The sequence below is a fragment of the Labrys sp. F242 genome, assembly GCF_057813875.1.
Genome location: NZ_JBVASG010000004.1, coordinates 110504 through 126960, shown reverse-complemented (window position 1 = coordinate 126960; position 16457 = coordinate 110504). Strand labels below are relative to the sequence as shown.

Genomic DNA, 16457 nt, shown 5'->3' with positions numbered 1-16457 from the left:
GATGAGCCAGCAAGAGACAGCCCCGCTTGCCGCCGCCGCACCCGCGGCCCCTGCCCGGCGCCGCACCCGTCTGGGAACGATACCCCTCCTGGTGATCACCGTTGCGCTCTGCGCCTTTCTGGCCATCACGCGCGAGAACTTCCTGACGGCGAGCAATCTTTATTCGCTGGCCTTCGCCGTCTCGATCGAAGCGCTGGTCGTGCTCGCCTTCACCTATGTCATGGTGCTGCGCGAGATCGATCTTTCCGTCGGGGCTGTCTACGCCCTTTCCGGCGTCCTGTCGGGCTATCTCCTGCTGCAGGGCGCCCCGTTGCCGCTTGCCATTGCGCTGGCCCTCGGCGCCGCCGTCATTGTCGGCCTGGTCAACGGCTTCCTGGTCGTGCGCTTTCGCATCAATTCGCTGATGCTGACCATCGGCACCATGCTGATCGTGCGCGGCATCGTCGGCGTGATGACCACGACGCTGCGCGGCAACATCTTCCCGCGCGAATTTCGCAGCCTGGCCCGTCAGGCGTTTCTCGGCATCAACCTCACCATCATCGCCATGGCCGTCCTGGTCGTCGCCGCCCTGCTCTTCCAATGGCGCAGCGTGCTGTTCCGGCAGATGTGCTATATCGGCGAAAATCTGCAATCGGCGGCGATCTACGGCATACGCACGGGCCGTATCAAGATGCTTGCCTTCGCGGTGTCGAGCCTGATGGCCGGCATTGCGGGCATCTACACAGCCTCACGCATCACCCATGCCGATTCCAACATGGGCGTCGGGCTCGAATTCAGCATGATCACCGCCGCGGTGCTTGGTGGCGCCAGCCTCTATGGCGGACGCGGCAATGCCGCCGCATCGGTGCTCGGCCTCTTCCTGCTCGCCGTGATCATGAACGGCATGGCGATGTACGACATCGAACCCGTCTTCCAGCAATTCGTCGTGGGAGCCTTGCTGATCGCCACCGTCGCGGTCGACACGCTCCTCAATCGTCATCGCGTCTGAGGGAGACAGTCATGGCTGCCCGTTCCGCCACCCCCAAGACGATGCCCTTCCTGAAGCGCTGGCGACTGGAGCAGGAGGCGATCACGCTGGCCGTGGTCGCCGCGCTCGTGCTGCTGCTGGCGCTGGGCACACCGGCCTTCCTCAACGCCAACAATCTCGACTCCCTGCAGACCAGCATGGCACCGAACATGATCATCGCCATCGGCATGATGGTGCTGTTCATCACCGGCCTGTTCGACCTGTCGGTCGGGGCGGTCATGGGCCTGTCCGGCATCGTCACGGCCTATGCGCTGTCGGCAGGTTACGGCATGGCTGGGGCCATTGTCTGCGGCCTCGCGGTCGGCGCTCTGATCGGCCTTGCCAACGGCGTTCTGGTCGCGGTTTTCAAGATCAACCACCTCATCGCCACGCTCGGCATGATGTACATGGTTCGCGGGCTGGTCGAGGTCGTGCTGATCGGCACCGGCCTCGGCGGTTTCACCGAATTTCCAGCGGCCTTCACCTTGCTCGGCAACGGCCAGGTTTTCGGGATCTACGGCATGTTCATCTTCGCTTTGGCACTGGTGATCACGGGCGAGTTCATCCTGCGCCGTACCGTGCTCGGGCGCAGGCTCTATTTCCTCGGCGGCAATCCCGAAGCGGCCGGCATGATCGGCATCAACACCACGCGTCTGCGCATTGGCGCCTTTGTCTTCTCCGGCTTCATGGCGTCGCTGGCCGGCGTGCTGGTCACCGCCCGCATCGGCATGGCGAACCGCTATCTCGGCATCGGGCTGGAGATGAACATTATCATCGCGTGCCTCGTGGGCGGCGGCAGCATTGCGGGCGGCAAGGGCTCGTTGATCGGCGCCATGCTGGGCGTCGGCTTCATCAGCCTGATGACGAATGCCTTCAATCTCTTCGAGGTGCCCTCCGAATGGCAAAGCTCGGTGATCGGGCTCGTCCTCGTGATCGTCGTGGTGATCGATGCCATCATGCTGCTGCGCAAGCAGCGCCTGTCGTGGGCAACCCTATTTGGCTTGCGATCGCTCCACGCCGGGCGATAACTACCATGTCGCCAACATCGTCGATGGCGCGATGGATACATCCGGCGATCGCATATGGGGCCACAAGCCTCATCGACCGGCTCGGTTCCTGCCGGTTTGCGGCAAGGTTTTCCGCCCTGCATCGACACGCGGGCAAGCCTAGGCAACGGTGAGGACACCCAGGAGCACGAGCAGAAACAGGATCAACGCGATCCCGATCAAGACCCGGGCTCCCGTCGCGGCCGCTCCCGCAAGCGCAGGCATTCCCAGCAGGCTCGCCGCCGCCGCGACGATCAGTAAAATGAGGATCCAGTGGAGCATGATAGCACCTCCTTGACATGGCGCTATCGAACCTCATGAGCGGACTTTTGTTCCCCCGTGAAAGAAACCGCACTTGCTTCCATGGGATGGGACATCCGTGCATATCAGATAGATTGAGTTCTCCGGCCCCCGGGAGACGGCTCCGACTTGCCTGCATACCTCGGCAGCCACGTCGTTTACGTCCTGGACGCGTCGACCTCGCAAATTCGAAAGTGGAACGATCACCCCCGTGCGAGGTTCTTGCATTGTTGCAACCGGGGATATTGATCATGGCTGATTTGCTTAGAATTCTCGCAGCGGCCGGCATCGCTTTGTCCGTCACAGCCTGCGCGAGCGACAATCCGGGCGATCGCGCCGCTGGCGGAGCGGTCATCGGCGGTGTTGGTGGCGCTGCGGTGGGTGCTGCCGTCTCCAACCGTCATCCTGGACGCGGTGCGCTGATTGGTGGCGCCATCGGTGCCGTGGGAGGTGCCGCCGTGGGCGCCGCGACGACGCCACCCAGTGGCGAGCGCGGATGCGCCCGGGTCGGCTATGACGACTATGGCAACCGCGTGTGCACGGCCTATTACTGATGCAGCGATCCGGAGCTGCCCGCAGCTCCGGATCTCGATGCGCGCGGCCCTCTTCGACGGCGCGCTGTGCATTCCCGCCTGGCCAAAATCGAAAGGCCTCGATCGCGAAGCACCCTTGGCTTCGTGCCGGCAAGCCGCCAGCCCTTGCTGGCGATCATGGTCATGCTTCGACGCCGCCGCCTTGTCTCCGCCTTGTCTTGGAACAGCTCGCGTCCTGCTGACGTTGAAAGGCGCAACATTTTGGGTCGCAGTGCATTGCTTCGACGTTTCTTGGCATTGATTTACAGGCGAGCGACGGCGCAGGCGGGTCCGCATGAGAGCCCGCATACCTCCTCGCATGCCCAAATGCCCGCGATCTTGGTCGGGTTCATCATTTGGGTGTCGGGCCGACATCAGATCTGGATCGCCCTATGCGCCGTTTTGCTTTTTATCGCGGATACCGTGCCGCTCGAGATCCAGCGGCGCCTGGTCAATTCTGCCGTGAAGGGCGGCGATCTCTACGGCGTGCTGATGCTGGCGATCATCTTTGCTGCACTGACGTTTCTGCAGGGCCTGATCAAGATAGGCCTCAATCTCTATCGCAATTGGATCGGCGAGTCGGCGGTGCGGTGGCTCCGCAACGAGATCTCGCATGTTGCGCAACGCCCTGACTCGGTGCTGCCCTCAGGCAAGGCCGGAGGCGTCGAAATCGCCATGGTCGTGGCCGAAGTCGATCCGATCGGTGGCTTCGTCGGCGCGAGCCTATCCGACCCGATCCTCCAGATCGGCATCTTGTTGTCGGTGTTTGGCTACCTCATCTATCTCCAGCCGCTGATGGCGCTCGTCGGCATCCTCGTCTTTCTGCCGCAATGTTTCCTGGTGCCGCTGATGCAGGGCGCCATAAACCGGCGGGTGGGAGCGCGCATCTGGGTGTTACGCAAAATCAGCGTGATGCTGGTCGACACGGCCGAGCGCGACGAAACGACCAATCATTCCCAATCCAGGCGCGTGGACCAGGTATTCCGCCTGAACATGAGCATCTTCAGGCTCAAATTCGTGCTCAACTTCGCGATGAACTGGCTCAACTCCCTGGGAACGGCAATCATTCTGGGTATTGGCGGCTACCTCGTCGTCCAGGGCCGGACGGAGATCGGGACCGTCGTTGCCTTCGTCTCCGGGCTCGCCAAGATCAACGATCCCTGGAGCGATCTCGTGAACTGGTATCGCGACTATCGCGTCATCCAGGCCCGCTATCGCCTGGTGGCCAGTGCGATGCGCAATGCCGACACGTAGGCTGAAGCTCGCGAGCCCCCCGGCTCCCTTCCCCCAGGCTTCCTGTCACAACCGCAAGATTGACGAACTCTCTACTACTGCGCGGGCTCGTGCATCAGTCTGAGATAGTGCTCTGCATGCTGGTAGTAGTTTTCGGCGGCGATAGCATCGCCGGCCATGGCCTCGGCCTGAGCCAGTGTCAGATAACGCTCATAGCGGCCATGCGCTGTTTGGAGCTTGTTCGAGCTTTTGCCGGCCGTTTTCGGTTCTGAGCGTCGCGGCTCGGTTAAGGATTTATGATTTATTTGCTGTTTACTTGTTTTCATCTGTGTGCCGAGCCATCATCGATGGCTCTTTCATATTGTTCTGGAGAGTGGGATCAGCCGAGTTGGTCGGCAATGATCTTGCGCAGTTCCTCACGGCTGAGGCCGCATGGTTCGGGTTGCCAGGTCGAGCCGTGTGCCGAACGCGTTACCGGAACCGTGGTCGTGACGACGCGGGTTTGCTCCCCCACTTTGGAGGGCTGGTTGACAGTGTTTTTCATGAGTTCCTCTGACGCAGCAACACGTCGTCGTGCGTCACTTGTGTAAAAATTGCTGGGTGCAGGTCACACGAAACGGCATACGGCAAAAGCCGCAGTCAAACCCGTCGTGATGTTTGAAAACTTCGGCGTCTCAAATGACACCGGATCCAAGCTGACCTTAACCAGCGTTGTATCTATAGAGGGAAAATGTGGCTTTTTTTAAAGGCCCGCTCACCGTGACGTAAAAGTAATAAACCACATCACGATAGAGGTCTATTATTTAGTATCCAAAGTACTCAAACACAATGATCCCACGAGCCAGAATCTGGATTTTTATATCTCCTCCAACATCGTGGCTTATAAATACCTCACAGAAGCGAAGACCTACCTTAAAGAGAATGGCAGACATCATCTGGTTGCCGTCGCTGCCGAACGGGTGCCAAACCAGAGACGCTTGGGGTGAAATCGGGCGATTTGGCAACGCCCATCCATCGTTTACGGGGTGACGGCTTCCGAGACATCGGTGAGTTTGCTCATTCGCCCCTCGCCGGAACCATCATCCCCTCCTGGTGTTTCTCCCAAGGAGGTAACAGATGGCACCGACAATGTTCACCCGACCGATCGATATCGACGGCATTACCATCGGCGATGCCGATGCGGCCGCGGACTACCTGCTCAACAATTGGCCCGCTGACAGTGGCGAGCGCTATGACTTCGCCAAGCGCGTCTGCCTTGAAGCGATCGAGGGCAAGCGTGATCCCGAAGACGCCAGGGCGGCCTTCCTGCTCGCCGCGGAGGAAGCTGGGGTGATCCTCACATGACGAAGCCCGCCCGTCGGAACGAAATGCCCCCGCTGCAGTTCAGGTAGGCGGAGGATTGAAATGTACAACCGCGCTTGGCAGCGCCCGGTCGAACTCCAGACCTATATCGGAGACTACCGCATTGTCGGCTCGACAGACGAAGCCGTCATCTTCCTGCTGAAACACTGGCCCATCGACTCCGACGGGAAACCGGCGGCGGGACGTCAGGGCTTCCTGGATGCTCTTGAAGGAGCAGAATCCGTCGATGTTGCCCGAGCCGTCTTCATTGAGGCCTGTATTGAACTTGAAATGCATGTCGCCGGATGACGAGCGAACAGAAACCGAGTCCGCACCTGCAGGAACCAGATCGCCCCGCCGATGTTTGGTTCAAGGAGGTGCGCCATGAACATCGGTATCTGGAGTAGCCCTGTGAGGTTCGAGACCACTGTCGGACAGTTTCGGATCATTGCGTCGAGCGAAGAAGCTTCCGACTTCCTGCAGAACCATTGGCCGACCGAAGCCGGAGACAAGCATCTCCTTGCCAGGCGAGCCTGCCTCGATGCCCTGGCCGGATCAATCCCGGCCGATCTCGCCCGGAAGGCATTTATCGAAGCCTGTGACGAATCCGGCATGCAAGTCATGCACTGAAGGAGAGCACAATGCCTGATCCGAAGGAGCCGAAGCCAGCCACCCCATCCCCGACGGAGAGCCCGCCGCCCATGCCGGAGCCAAATCCGACGCCCCCGAACGAGATACCGATTGTGCCACCGCCACCAGGGAATACGCCGATCGCGCCGGACGTCCCGAACCCGCCCGAGATGCCCCCTCTGGTTGATCCAAAACAGGTGTGACCTGAAGGCGCTTTTGCCGGCGCCAGCCAAATAAGTTCGGACACGACCTACTTTCGTGCTAGGGTGCCGCCTATGGTACGACGCTATAATCTTCGTAAGGAAGACGACGGCAAGTGGACCGTGTTCGATATCTTCACGGGCTTGGCGGCAGTAATCGACGACTTCGAAGTGATAGGTTTCGAGGTAGACGAGGCTGGAGATCTTCTCGAAAAGCTCAACACAGCTGATGTGGAGCGTCGGCGGCAAGCCGGCATGCTGTAACTTCATGCAATATATCGTAACCATCAGCCTGTTTCCGGGCCGATGGGCGAGAGGAATATTATGGACACCCTGCCTTGGAGTCGACCGGTCCAATTTGAGATCGATGCCGGCCAATACCGCATTCTCGTCTCGACCGAAGAGGCATCGCATTTTCTGCTGAACGACTGGCCCACAATAAGGGGACCGCGGCTCATCGACGCTCGGCGCGTTTGCCTCGATGTCATGGCAGGCATGGACGAACCCGATAATGCCAGAACGGCTTTCGTCGCGGCCTGCAAGGAAGCCGACATGCGCGTGATGCCGTGAAGGAGATTGGGATGCCCGCTTCGAAGCGCCGAAAACCATTCGACGGCCCATTCCGCGGGACCCGGAAGAAGGGGCCCGGCGTCGAGAAGACGCCACCGGACGAAACACCGCTCGTGCCACCGAAGGTCGACTACCCTGCACAGGCCGATGATAGACCTTTCCTGGAGCCTCACCCACGGTCTGCCAAGAGGAGGAAGGGTGGAGTTGACCGGATGCATGTCCTTTGACGGCAGCTTGGTGCGCTGGAGACAATCTGTCGTGCTCGACGCCATTTTCAGAAGGCTGCAGGCGGCTTTTGCGGAACCGCCCGGCACATTGAGGATGACCGGCAATGCAAGGCCCGATACATTCCTCGCCAAAGAGTGACGTCGCCTGGATAAAAACCTAGGACGGTGTCCTGAGCGGCCCGGCCGCCGAGGTCGCTGTGATCAACATTGGCCGGGCCGCCTCGACCGATCTCACCATCAGCCGAACGAAACGCCGAATGCTTTCGGGTGGATCGTTTCGCGCCCACCAAACATGTTTCCAGGTCCTTTGTTCCGCAATTCGTGCGGCGGCCCGGCATAGCTTTCTCTGGCAGGGAACGCTGGCCGGGCCGCCTCGTCAGCAACATCCCATTGCTGAAGCGCGAAGCACGCCGTGGTACTGTCGCGGGGAGAGAACAGCAAAACCCGCAGATAGGTTCCGTCTCGACCCGATTTCACCCAAGCACCTGAAATCGTGTTCCGAATGCAGGCGAGAAAATTGCCAGGGACTGTTTCAACGAGCGATCCTCTCGCTCAATCGATCAAGTCCGTCTTTGGCTCCGAGCTCAAGGGCCGAACCGGCTTTCATCTTGCAGCATGATTGCTGCAGGAGCCGCAAGTCTCAGGCCAGGGGCACTATCGATCGAACGGCCCATGCCCCTTTGTAATCGAGACCTTCATTCTCATCCAAAGTCGCCGCAACGGGTGTCAGCACCAACTGAGTGTCGGCGATGGCAACCACCACCTCGTCGGAAGTATGAGCGAGAACACGGCCGATCAGCGGTTCTCCCACCCCCGGCACAAGGGTGATGGGAGCGCCTTCATAAAAATCCGGTTGGCTATGGCCGGGGGCGGCAGAGAACGTGACGAGACTTCCCACCGTAAGGGGGTCGGGAATTTCGGAGACCATGGGTGCGATCCTTCCGGGCGCCATGAACAATCTTCAAGCGATGTGACGAGCCTGCATGGCTACCGCTGCGTCGCGCTCAGTCTCCACTCTCAAATTCAGCACGCGCGGCTAGCGCGTCGAAGTGTTCGGCTTCGAAGATCTGAGGTATTTTGCCGGGATCCCGAATTGCCGAAAAATCCGTGAGCGGGTCTGGATGGGCCTTGGCCTGCCGATACCGCATCACGGCCTCCTTCAAGCTGATATCATGGCCTTCGAAACTGACGATCTCTTCGGGATCGTAATCGAACATTGAGGTCATCGCCCCTACTCCCTCCAATCCTCCAACCCACGAACGGCTCGAAAGATCCGGCAGTGACCATAGCCAGTTCGTCGCGGGACCATTGCTCGATGACGGCTTCTTGATTTCGCGTGGGGTGAGACGGGGCTTCACCTCACCGCCGGCATGGGCGATCCTAAGCCGCGCGAAACTTTCGGCGTCGTCGCTGGTTCGACAAAACGACTCGATCGGGAATGTTCCATGTCAAAAACTGATTGTCCGCCACCGCGGGCGACCTACCGTTTGCAGTTGAATTCCCGCTTCAATTTCGCGGCGGTCGAAGCAATAGCCCCCTATCTCGCCCAATTGGGAGTGAGCCACGTCTATGCCTCCCCTTTCTTGAAAGCGAGGCCGGGCAGCAGCCATGGCTATGATATCGTCGACCATTCCACCCTCAATCCCGAACTCGGTTCGAAAGAAGATTTCGACCACATGACGCAGGTGCTACGCGCCCAAGGGCTGGGACTCATCCTCGATTTCGTCCCGAACCATATGGGTGTGAACGGCGCCGACAATCCGTACTGGCTCGATGTGCTCGAATGGGGGCAGGGCTCGGCCTACGCCGGCTGGTTCGACATCGACTGGCAGCCGGAGCCTTCGCATCTCAAGGGCAAGGTGCTGATCCCCGTCCTCGGCGACCAGTATGGCGCGGTGCTTGCCGGTGGCGGGCTGGAGCTATGCTTGGATGCCGCCGCCGGGGAGATCGCCGTTTGGGCTCGTGGCGCCCACAAGCTTCCCATCCATCCGGGACATTATGGCCGCATCCTTGGGAGCGATCATGCCGAGCTCGATAAACTGAGCGATGCCTTCTCCCATCTCGAAGGGTTCCATCCGCATGAACCGCGCAGGGCCGCGCAACTCAAGGCCGATCTTGCCGGCCTGGTTGCGGGAGATTCCAAAGTGGCGGAGGCCGTGGCCGAGCGTCTGCGGCATTTCGCCGGCATCGCCGGAGAGCTGGAGAGCTGGCGGCCACTCGACCGACTGATTGCCGACCAGCATTGGCGCGTGGCCTATTTCCGGGTGGCGGCCGACGACATCAATTATCGCCGCTTCTTCAATATCAGCGATCTTGCCGGACTGCGCATCGAGCATGAGGAATTGTTCGACCACACCCATCGTCTGGTCTTCGAGTTGATCGCCAAGGGCGTGCTCGATGGGCTGCGCATCGACCACATCGACGGGTTGCTGGATCCCAAGACCTACTGCCGGCGCCTGCGCGAAAAAGCGCCGCGGCCAATCTATCTGGTGGTCGAGAAGATCCTCGGAGCGGGCGAGGAACTGCGCGAGGATTGGCATGCCGACGGCACCACCGGCTACGAATTCGCCAACCTTCTCACCAATCTATTGGTCGACCCGAACGGCCAGGCGCGGCTCGACGAACTCTATCACCGCTTCGGCGGTGAGAGGCGCAGCTTCAAAGCCATCAGCCGCGAGTGCAAGCTGGCCATCATGGAAGACGAGATGGCCGGCGAACTCGGCGGGCTTGCGCGCGAGGCAGCCCGCATCGCTCGCTCCAATCCACGCACCGCCGATTTCACCCGCAATGTCCTGCAGCGTGCGCTCAGAGAAATCGTCGCCGGGTTTCGGGTCTATCGGACCTATGTCGACATGGACGGCGCCAGCCCTGCCGACCTGCAGGAACTCGAAAGTGCCTTCACCCATGCACGGCGCTCCGGGGCTGGCATAGACCGCTCGGTATTCGACTTCCTGTTCTCGCTGCTCAGCACCCAGGCGGTTGCAAGGCCCGGAAGCGGTTTCAGCCGGCAGGACGTGATGCGCTTTGCCATGCGGTTCCAGCAATATACCGGGCCGATCATGGCCAAGGGTGTCGAGGACACCGCCTTCTATCGCTATAACCGGTTCATTGCCGCCAACGAAGTCGGGGGCCATCCCGACCATCTCGGTGCCAGCGTCAACGCCTTCCATGCCGCCAATCTCGCTCGCCGCCCGGGCGCCATGCTCGCGACTTCGACGCATGATACCAAGCGCGGCGAGGACTGCCGGGCTCGCCTTGCCGTTCTCAGTGAAATTGCCCCGGATTTCGCCGAAGCCAGTACCCGTTGGCGTGCCATGCTCGGCGGCGGCGAGGCCGAGCCGGATGGCAACGACATCTTCCTGTTCTTCCAATTGCTCGTCGGCGCCTGGCCTACAGGCCTGGTCCCTGAAGACATGAGCCAGCTCGAACGTTTCCAGGAGCGCATCCAAGCTGCCATGCTGAAATCGGTGCGCGAGGCCAAGGTTCACACGAATTGGGCCGCACCTGACGAAGCCTATGAAAAGTCCCTGCACCACTACATTGCCGCCGCTTTCGCAAACCAGGATTTTCTTGCCGACTTCATCGCCTTCGAAAAGCGCGTCATCGAGCTCGGTGCCTCCAATAGTTTCGTGCAAACCGTATTGAAGTTCACCGTGCCCGGCGTGCCCGATATCTACCAGGGTGCCGAAGCCTTCGATCTCAGCATGGTCGATCCTGATAATCGCCGTCCCGTCGACTGGGACTGGCTCACCAGGCGCCTGAAGGACATCGGGCCGATCGCACGGGACGATCTTCTCGACGGCAGTGCCAAATTGGCGACCACCGCCAACCTGCTTGACCTGCGCCGCCGACATGAAGCCTTGTTCACACAAGGTGACTATCGGCCCATCGCGATGGCAAACGATCGCTTCATTGCCTTCTCGCGGCAGCATGGCGATTGTGCCTTCGTCGTCGTGGCAGCCCGGTTCCCATGCCGCGGTCCCATCGATGGCTTTCTACCCCTCGCCCATCATTACCCCGTCTATGGCGAAATACTCTCCGGACGCCAGATCACACCTGGAAAGGAAGGCATCGACCTTGCGATGCTCCTGGCAGAGTTGCCCGCCGCCGTACTGGTAGCGCAAACGCCACCGGCAGTTCGGCAATCGCAGCCATGACCATGGCGTCGAACCGCTACGAACCACGCTTCGGCCCTGTCCTGCGCAACGGCAAGGTGTTGTTTCGCCTCTGGGCACCAAAGCAACGCCGGGTCGGCCTGCAATTGGAGCAAAGAGCCTATTCGATGCGAAGCCACGGCGGCTGGCATAGCCTGTCGGTGGCCGCCGACTTTGGTGCCCGATATCGCTTTGTGCTGGAGGACGGCGTGATGGTGCCGGATCCGGCGAGCCGCTTCCAACCCGAGGACATTCATGGCCCGAGCGAACTGATCGACCCCGCGGCCTATCGCTGGCGCAATTCGGGTTGGCGGGGACGTGCCTGGCATGAAACGGTGCTTTATGAACTTCATATCGGCACCTTCACGCCGGAGGGCACTTTTTCCAGCGCCGCCAAACGGTTGGGCTATCTCAAGGAACTGGGGGTGACCGCCATCCAGCTCATGCCGGTGGCCGATTTCCCGGGGCGACGCAACTGGGGCTATGACGGCGTCCTTCCCTTCGCGCCGGATGCGGCCTATGGCCGGCCGGAGCAACTGAAGGCCTTCATCGATGAGGCGCATGGCCTCGGCCTCGCTGTGCTGCTCGACGTCGTCTACAATCACTACGGCGCCGAGGGTAACTATCTGCCGCTCTATGCTCCCATCTTTACCGAGCGCCACCGGACGCCGTGGGGACCGGCCATCAATTATGATGACGAGGGATCTGCAGAGATCCGGGCCTTCACCATCGAGAACGTGCTCTATTGGCTGGAAGAGTTCCACCTGGACGGATTGCGTTTCGATGCCGTGCACGAAATACGCGATGCTGGGGCATTCCACCTCCTTGCCGAAATTCGTGCCACGGTCGGCTCCGCCATAGGCAATCGGCCTGTTCATCTCGTGTTGGAAAACGAAGAGAACAGCGCCGAATGGCTCGATCGGCCAAGAGGCGGAACACCCGCTTTCACCGCGCAGTGGAACGATGATGTCCATCACGGCTTGCATGTGGCCGTGACCGGGGAGGATGCAGGCTATTATGCGGACTATGCCCGCCGGCCCGAACTGCTGGGCCGCGCATTGGCGCAGGGCTTTGCCTTCCAGGGCGAGACGATGGCCTATCGCGGCAGCAGCCGTGGGCAGCCATCGGCCCATTTGCCGCCGGACGCTTTCGTCTCTTTCCTGCAGAATCACGATCAGATCGGCAATCGCGCCTTTGGCGATCGCATCCATCACCATCATCCGCTCGGGGCCGTCAAGGCTGCTGCGGCAGCCTATCTCCTGGCACCGCAGATCCCCATGCTGTTCCAGGGCGAGGAGTGGGCCGCGTCCACGCCGTTTACCTTCTTCTGCGATGTCGAGGGCGAACTGGCCGACGCCGTGCGCAAGGGACGGCGCGACGAATTCTCGCGATTTCCCGAATACGCCGACCCGCAGGTGCGCGAAACGATCCCCGATCCCGTCAGCGAGCAGACCTTTCATTCGGCCAAATTGCTTTGGCCGGAACGCAAGGTTAGCCCGCATGCCGACATGCTTGGCTGGTACCGGCGGATCTTGTCGGTTCGCGCCGCGAGGATCGTGCCACTCATACCGACCCTCCCGCAGGCCGGACGCTACCGCGTCGGGGAGAATGGGATCGTCGATGTTCTTTGGCAGAGCACGAACGAAACGATGCTCCGCGTCGTTCTTAATCTCGGCGACATGCCCAAACGGATGCAGGAGGCCATCAAAGGGCAACCCATCTGGATCGAGGGTCACTGGGAAGGCGCAACTCTCGGCGCCTGGACCACGATTTGGACGATTGAAACGCCGAATGAACCTGCCTGAACGTGATTGTACTGGGGGAAGGCTAGGCGCCTCCAAGACAACCGACTGCGCTCGACACCAGCGATTAGTGGGTGAAGGAGCAGAAATTCCTGCTCCTTTTCTCTTTGTACTGCGTAAGGCTGAGCTGAGGCTGGGCTCACCCTTCCATCATGTGCCCGCATAAGGGCCTTTGAGCCCCAGCCTATCCACAAGTGCGGCATAGCGGTTGGTGTGCTGCACGAGCGAGGCGCCGTAGCGTTCGATCAGCGCCGCCCGCCGTTGCGGGTCAGTCGTCGCACAAAGAGCTCCCCAGATAGCGGCAAGCGCCTCGGAGGCTGCCCTGGTCTGGGCAAGCACCTCCTCATCGCCGACAGCTCGCGCAATGTCGCCCGCACTCACCGCGCCAATGCCAGGCACTGTCCGAGCACCGGCATTGCTGTAGCCCGGTGGCAGATCACCTTTCAGATTGGTGACGACGCCATAATGAATGACGTCGAAGATCTGATCGATCGCCTGCCTGGCGCCCTCGACCCGCGAAGGATGGTCGGTGTCGGCGGCAGCATGCGGCAGGAGCTCAAGCTTGCCGGGGTGGCGCCTTTCCAGCTTGCGATAGGGCACCATCGGGCCGGACAGCGTACCATCAGCCGCGTCGCGGAAAAGATCGGCGTCGATACAGGCATAGGAAACCTTGCCCTTTTCCAGCGCCGCGTCGAGGGCCTCGGCATCAATGACCTCGCCGCGGTCGTAGTTGATGAGCACAGCGCCGTCGGCAAGGCGATCGAGAATATCGAAGCCGACCAGCGACTGGTTGGCGAAGCGCCCGCTCTCGGCATCGAGCGGGCCGAGGCCCGTATGCACGGTGAGAACATGGGCCCCCTCGGCCGCCGCCTCGGCGGTCGGAGCGTATTCGAAGCCTTCCGACTCGATCCACTCCTTGTGGCGCACACGGGCGTGGATGGCGACCCGCATGCCGAAGGCGCTGGCGAGTTTGGCGAGCTCGCGGCCGATATTGCCATAGCCGATGACCGCAACACGGCGGCCTTCGAGTTTTTCGGTCGGGAAGTCGCGCAAATGCTTGCCGGTATCGAATTCGCCGGCAACGACGCGCCGGTGCATTTCGTCGACCTTGAGATCGGGCGCTACCTTGAGCAGCGCCTTGAAAGCCATCTGGGCCGTCGCACGGCTGTTGAAGCTCGGCGTGTTCATCAGGGGCGCTTCGCCGCCGATGCCGCTGCCGCCACCCCAAGAGGCCGATCCCATATTGCCGGTGCCGGCGCCGATGCGCACGCCGCCAAGCGGGAAGACCGAACCCTTGGGCAGGAACGTCGCCGCGGCAATCACGGCGTCATACTGGCCCTTGTCGGTCTGCGGCAGGATCTCCGCCTCGGTGCTGAGGTCGGGCTGGTAGAAGAAGTGGATGCGTCCTTTCTCCAGCGCCCCCTCGTCTAGGATCGGTCCGAGATGAAAGACACCGCCCTTGGCTTCGATGTGGCGGCGGACTTCCTGGTGATCGGGTTCCCCCTTACCGTTGAAGCGCATGCCGACGAGATCGGCCACCAATACCTTGTAGGCGCGATTTGAATCGTCGCGACGCACGCGCTCGCCGCCGGCGCCGGCGCTCACCGGGAAGGTCTCGCCGAGCTTGGCGAGTTCCTCCTCCAGCACCAAGATCTTGGCGCGCAGATAGGCGTATTCGAGATTGTCGAGCAGGGCGTCGATGTCCTCCGGCGGCCTGATGCCGCCGATCCAGGCACGGTAATCGCCAGGCGTGCCCGGGAAGGCGTTGACATAGCGGGCGACGTCGAGGCCGCGCTCATACTCCCCATTGGGATGGGTGATGCCTTCATAGGCCAGAACCTGCTTGGAGCGCGCGATGATGCGGGCGTGGATGGCGGGGTCGGTGATGTCGGCATCCTTGATGCGCAGCAGCGTCACCGCCGCGCCGCGCCGCTCGGGATCGGCGACGCCGAGTTCGAACAGGGGGTGTTTGGCCACCCAATCATTCACGGCGGCGCGGTTGCGCACCGAGCGCTTATAGAGATCCTGCACCGACCCGAGGCGCTTTTCTGAACGCAGCAGGCCGAAGGTGGTCTCGGCGAAGGCAAGGGTGGAATAGGTGTTGATTACGCCGCCCAGCATCTTGTCCTGCGCCGGATCGTAGATCGGCCCGACATTGACGGTCCGCTCGCCGGTGAGCGGGCGCTTGGGATCGACAGGCGCCACGATCTTGAGTTGGCGCGGGATCGCCCAGGATGGCGACTTCTGGTTCTTCTCGACGAGGTCCAGCGCCTGCGGCGTGAACGAGACGACAAAATAGCCGGAAATACCGCCGATCGCCTTCTGGAACGGCATGAACATGCAGCATTTATCGATGACGTTCTTCACCGCTTCCTCGCCCCAGGGCATGGCCCCGAGCATGGAGGTGGCGTCGAGCACGGCATGGTGTTCGGCCGGATTGCGGTTGAGCCATTCGATCAGGTTGGCGATGTCCTGGGCGGTATAGGTCGTGGCGCCCGTGGTCTCATGACCGACGCCGATGAAGAGCTTGGCGCCCATCTTCTCCAGGGCATCGGCACTGGGAATGGCGCCTTCCTGCTCGGCGAAATGAATGCGGCTTTCATCGCCATTGCGGGCATGGCGGTGCATCTCGATGAGCTGCGCCCCCCAGGACTGCCGGAAAAAGCCGCCTCCTTTGGCGGCTTCCGATTCCGGTCGGAGCGTGTCGACATAGACATGCTGGCTGGGATCGTTGGCGGTTACCAGATGAAGGGCACAGACCGTGAAACCACTATGGCCGCCGCCGAGCCCTACAGCCATCTTGTTGGCCTTGGGAAACTCGAAATAACGATGAATCTCCCGCATCATGTCAGTGAGGAATTTGTCGGCGGGATAGCCCCGATGCATGCTCCGTCCGACTTCGGCGGTGGTGAAGGGACCCAGATCCGCGCCGTGGTCATCGAGCTTGCGATAGTTCCTCTCGAGCCAGTTGTCGAATTCGAAGCGCAGGAGGCGCGCATCGACCTCGTCCAGCGTGCCGTCAGTGATCGGCCCGACGCCGAAGAAGGGATTGGAAGTACGCGCCGGCGGCCCGGAACGCGTCAGTTCGAGAGTCTTGTCGCGCTGTGCCTTCAACGTCTGGGCATTCGCCATCGGTCGGCGTCTCCTATTTGGGTGAAAGAGGCTCTTGTTGCCCGATAATAGCCGGCGCTTGCTGCCGCAAATATCACGAGGCCGACTCAACATTCGCCTTGTTGCGCATTTCCGCGTGCATCTGGCGGCCTGGCCAATCCTACCGGATCGCCATGATGACAGTGAGGCAGACCGGGAGGCATTCAAGCCCTCCAGCCCGAAGCCCGATGCGAACCTTCTCCCCTCCCCCATAGGGCTTGCGCAC

General features: G+C 61.2%; 18 protein-coding genes. 12 read left to right on the top strand and 6 right to left on the bottom strand.

The annotated features are described in order from the left end of the window. Position 1 precedes the first annotated feature (1 nt). The gene (locus ACZYTC_RS24050; protein WP_454818377.1) at positions 2 to 988 is read left to right on the top strand and encodes an ABC transporter permease; all 987 of its coding nucleotides are present in this window, start codon (positions 2 to 4) and stop codon (positions 986 to 988) included. A gap of 11 nt (positions 989 to 999) precedes the next feature. Further along, on the top strand, positions 1000 to 2034 hold the full coding sequence (locus ACZYTC_RS24045) for an ABC transporter permease (protein WP_434961075.1): 1035 nt from the start codon (positions 1000 to 1002) through the stop codon (positions 2032 to 2034). 138 nt (positions 2035 to 2172) lie between these two features. Here ACZYTC_RS24045 and ACZYTC_RS24040 read toward each other — a convergent pair whose 3' ends face one another. Continuing rightward, positions 2173 to 2334 carry a DUF1328 family protein gene (locus ACZYTC_RS24040; protein ID WP_149250000.1) on the bottom strand — a complete coding sequence of 54 codons (162 nt, stop codon included), beginning with the start codon at positions 2332 to 2334 and terminating at the stop codon, positions 2173 to 2175. Between the two features lie 269 nt (positions 2335 to 2603). Between ACZYTC_RS24040 and ACZYTC_RS24035 the strand changes: the two genes are divergently transcribed. Further along, a complete protein-coding gene (locus ACZYTC_RS24035; protein ID WP_434961076.1) occupies positions 2604 to 2906 on the top strand; it encodes a YMGG-like glycine zipper-containing protein in 303 nt (100 codons plus the stop codon). Positions 2907 to 3050: 144 nt separating this feature from the next. Further along, a complete protein-coding gene (locus ACZYTC_RS24030) occupies positions 3051 to 4178 on the top strand; it encodes an ABC transporter transmembrane domain-containing protein (protein ID WP_488990715.1) in 1128 nt (375 codons plus the stop codon). Between the two features lie 74 nt (positions 4179 to 4252). Here ACZYTC_RS24030 and ACZYTC_RS24025 read toward each other — a convergent pair whose 3' ends face one another. After that, on the bottom strand, positions 4253 to 4483 hold the full coding sequence (locus ACZYTC_RS24025) for a DUF4167 domain-containing protein (RefSeq protein ID WP_434961078.1): 231 nt from the start codon (positions 4481 to 4483) through the stop codon (positions 4253 to 4255). 53 nt (positions 4484 to 4536) lie between these two features. Beyond that, positions 4537 to 4701, bottom strand: a complete 165-nt coding sequence (locus ACZYTC_RS24020) for a hypothetical protein (protein ID WP_488990714.1) — start codon at positions 4699 to 4701, stop codon at positions 4537 to 4539. A gap of 572 nt (positions 4702 to 5273) precedes the next feature. Between ACZYTC_RS24020 and ACZYTC_RS24015 the strand changes: the two genes are divergently transcribed. The 6 genes from ACZYTC_RS24015 to ACZYTC_RS23990 all read left to right on the top strand — a co-directional run bounded on the left by ACZYTC_RS24015 (position 5274) and on the right by ACZYTC_RS23990 (position 7264). Next, positions 5274 to 5501: a DUF982 domain-containing protein gene (locus ACZYTC_RS24015; RefSeq protein ID WP_434961081.1), complete on the top strand. Its 228-nt coding sequence runs from the start codon at positions 5274 to 5276 to the stop codon at positions 5499 to 5501. A gap of 60 nt (positions 5502 to 5561) precedes the next feature. Beyond that, entirely contained in the window at positions 5562 to 5807 is a 246-nt protein-coding gene (locus ACZYTC_RS24010) for a DUF982 domain-containing protein (RefSeq protein WP_434961082.1), read from the top strand. A 75-nt stretch (positions 5808 to 5882) separates the two neighbouring features. After that, positions 5883 to 6128, top strand: a complete 246-nt coding sequence (locus tag ACZYTC_RS24005; RefSeq protein ID WP_434961083.1) for a DUF982 domain-containing protein — start codon at positions 5883 to 5885, stop codon at positions 6126 to 6128. Between the two features lie 275 nt (positions 6129 to 6403). After that, the gene (locus ACZYTC_RS24000) at positions 6404 to 6592 is read left to right on the top strand and encodes a hypothetical protein (protein ID WP_434961084.1); all 189 of its coding nucleotides are present in this window, start codon (positions 6404 to 6406) and stop codon (positions 6590 to 6592) included. Positions 6593 to 6652: 60 nt separating this feature from the next. After that, positions 6653 to 6898, top strand: a complete 246-nt coding sequence (locus tag ACZYTC_RS23995; RefSeq protein ID WP_434961085.1) for a DUF982 domain-containing protein — start codon at positions 6653 to 6655, stop codon at positions 6896 to 6898. 216 nt (positions 6899 to 7114) lie between these two features. Then, complete coding sequence (locus ACZYTC_RS23990) at positions 7115 to 7264, top strand: hypothetical protein (RefSeq protein ID WP_481271143.1); 150 nt, start codon at positions 7115 to 7117, stop codon at positions 7262 to 7264. 501 nt (positions 7265 to 7765) lie between these two features. Here ACZYTC_RS23990 and ACZYTC_RS23985 read toward each other — a convergent pair. Next, entirely contained in the window at positions 7766 to 8053 is a 288-nt protein-coding gene (locus ACZYTC_RS23985; RefSeq protein WP_434961087.1) for a hypothetical protein, read from the bottom strand. Between the two features lie 76 nt (positions 8054 to 8129). Then, positions 8130 to 8351, bottom strand: coding sequence for a hypothetical protein (locus ACZYTC_RS23980; protein ID WP_434961088.1), 222 nt, complete (start codon positions 8349 to 8351; stop codon positions 8130 to 8132). A gap of 219 nt (positions 8352 to 8570) precedes the next feature. Between ACZYTC_RS23980 and treY the strand changes: the two genes are divergently transcribed. Then, the gene (gene treY, locus ACZYTC_RS23975) at positions 8571 to 11282 is read left to right on the top strand and encodes a malto-oligosyltrehalose synthase (RefSeq protein ID WP_488990713.1); all 2712 of its coding nucleotides are present in this window, start codon (positions 8571 to 8573) and stop codon (positions 11280 to 11282) included. Further along, the gene (treZ, locus tag ACZYTC_RS23970; protein WP_488990712.1) at positions 11279 to 13084 is read left to right on the top strand and encodes a malto-oligosyltrehalose trehalohydrolase; all 1806 of its coding nucleotides are present in this window, start codon (positions 11279 to 11281) and stop codon (positions 13082 to 13084) included. Before treY ends, treZ begins: the two co-directional genes overlap by 4 nt. Before the next feature lie 147 nt (positions 13085 to 13231). On the opposite strand, the gene ACZYTC_RS23965 is transcribed toward treZ, so the two are convergent. Beyond that, positions 13232 to 16213: an NAD(P)-dependent oxidoreductase gene (locus tag ACZYTC_RS23965; protein WP_488990711.1), complete on the bottom strand. Its 2982-nt coding sequence runs from the start codon at positions 16211 to 16213 to the stop codon at positions 13232 to 13234. Between the last annotated feature and the right edge of the window lie 244 nt (positions 16214 to 16457).

Coding starts and splice junctions, on each gene's coding strand:
- ACZYTC_RS24020 (WP_488990714.1), bottom strand. CDS start 4,701: ATGAAAAACACTGTCAACCAGCCCTCCAAAGTGGGGGAGCAAACCCGC.
- treY (WP_488990713.1), top strand. CDS start 8,571: ATGTCAAAAACTGATTGTCCGCCACCGCGGGCGACCTACCGTTTGCAG.
- ACZYTC_RS24050 (WP_454818377.1), top strand. CDS start 2: ATGAGCCAGCAAGAGACAGCCCCGCTTGCCGCCGCCGCACCCGCGGCC.
- ACZYTC_RS23985 (WP_434961087.1), bottom strand. CDS start 8,053: ATGGTCTCCGAAATTCCCGACCCCCTTACGGTGGGAAGTCTCGTCACG.
- ACZYTC_RS23990 (WP_481271143.1), top strand. CDS start 7,115: ATGTCCTTTGACGGCAGCTTGGTGCGCTGGAGACAATCTGTCGTGCTC.
- ACZYTC_RS24010 (WP_434961082.1), top strand. CDS start 5,562: ATGTACAACCGCGCTTGGCAGCGCCCGGTCGAACTCCAGACCTATATC.
- ACZYTC_RS24025 (WP_434961078.1), bottom strand. CDS start 4,483: ATGAAAACAAGTAAACAGCAAATAAATCATAAATCCTTAACCGAGCCG.
- ACZYTC_RS23980 (WP_434961088.1), bottom strand. CDS start 8,351: ATGACCTCAATGTTCGATTACGATCCCGAAGAGATCGTCAGTTTCGAA.
- ACZYTC_RS24000 (WP_434961084.1), top strand. CDS start 6,404: ATGGTACGACGCTATAATCTTCGTAAGGAAGACGACGGCAAGTGGACC.
- ACZYTC_RS24035 (WP_434961076.1), top strand. CDS start 2,604: ATGGCTGATTTGCTTAGAATTCTCGCAGCGGCCGGCATCGCTTTGTCC.
- ACZYTC_RS24015 (WP_434961081.1), top strand. CDS start 5,274: ATGGCACCGACAATGTTCACCCGACCGATCGATATCGACGGCATTACC.
- ACZYTC_RS23965 (WP_488990711.1), bottom strand. CDS start 16,213: ATGGCGAATGCCCAGACGTTGAAGGCACAGCGCGACAAGACTCTCGAA.
- ACZYTC_RS24045 (WP_434961075.1), top strand. CDS start 1,000: ATGGCTGCCCGTTCCGCCACCCCCAAGACGATGCCCTTCCTGAAGCGC.
- ACZYTC_RS24005 (WP_434961083.1), top strand. CDS start 5,883: ATGAACATCGGTATCTGGAGTAGCCCTGTGAGGTTCGAGACCACTGTC.
- treZ (WP_488990712.1), top strand. CDS start 11,279: ATGACCATGGCGTCGAACCGCTACGAACCACGCTTCGGCCCTGTCCTG.
- ACZYTC_RS23995 (WP_434961085.1), top strand. CDS start 6,653: ATGGACACCCTGCCTTGGAGTCGACCGGTCCAATTTGAGATCGATGCC.
- ACZYTC_RS24040 (WP_149250000.1), bottom strand. CDS start 2,334: ATGCTCCACTGGATCCTCATTTTACTGATCGTCGCGGCGGCGGCGAGC.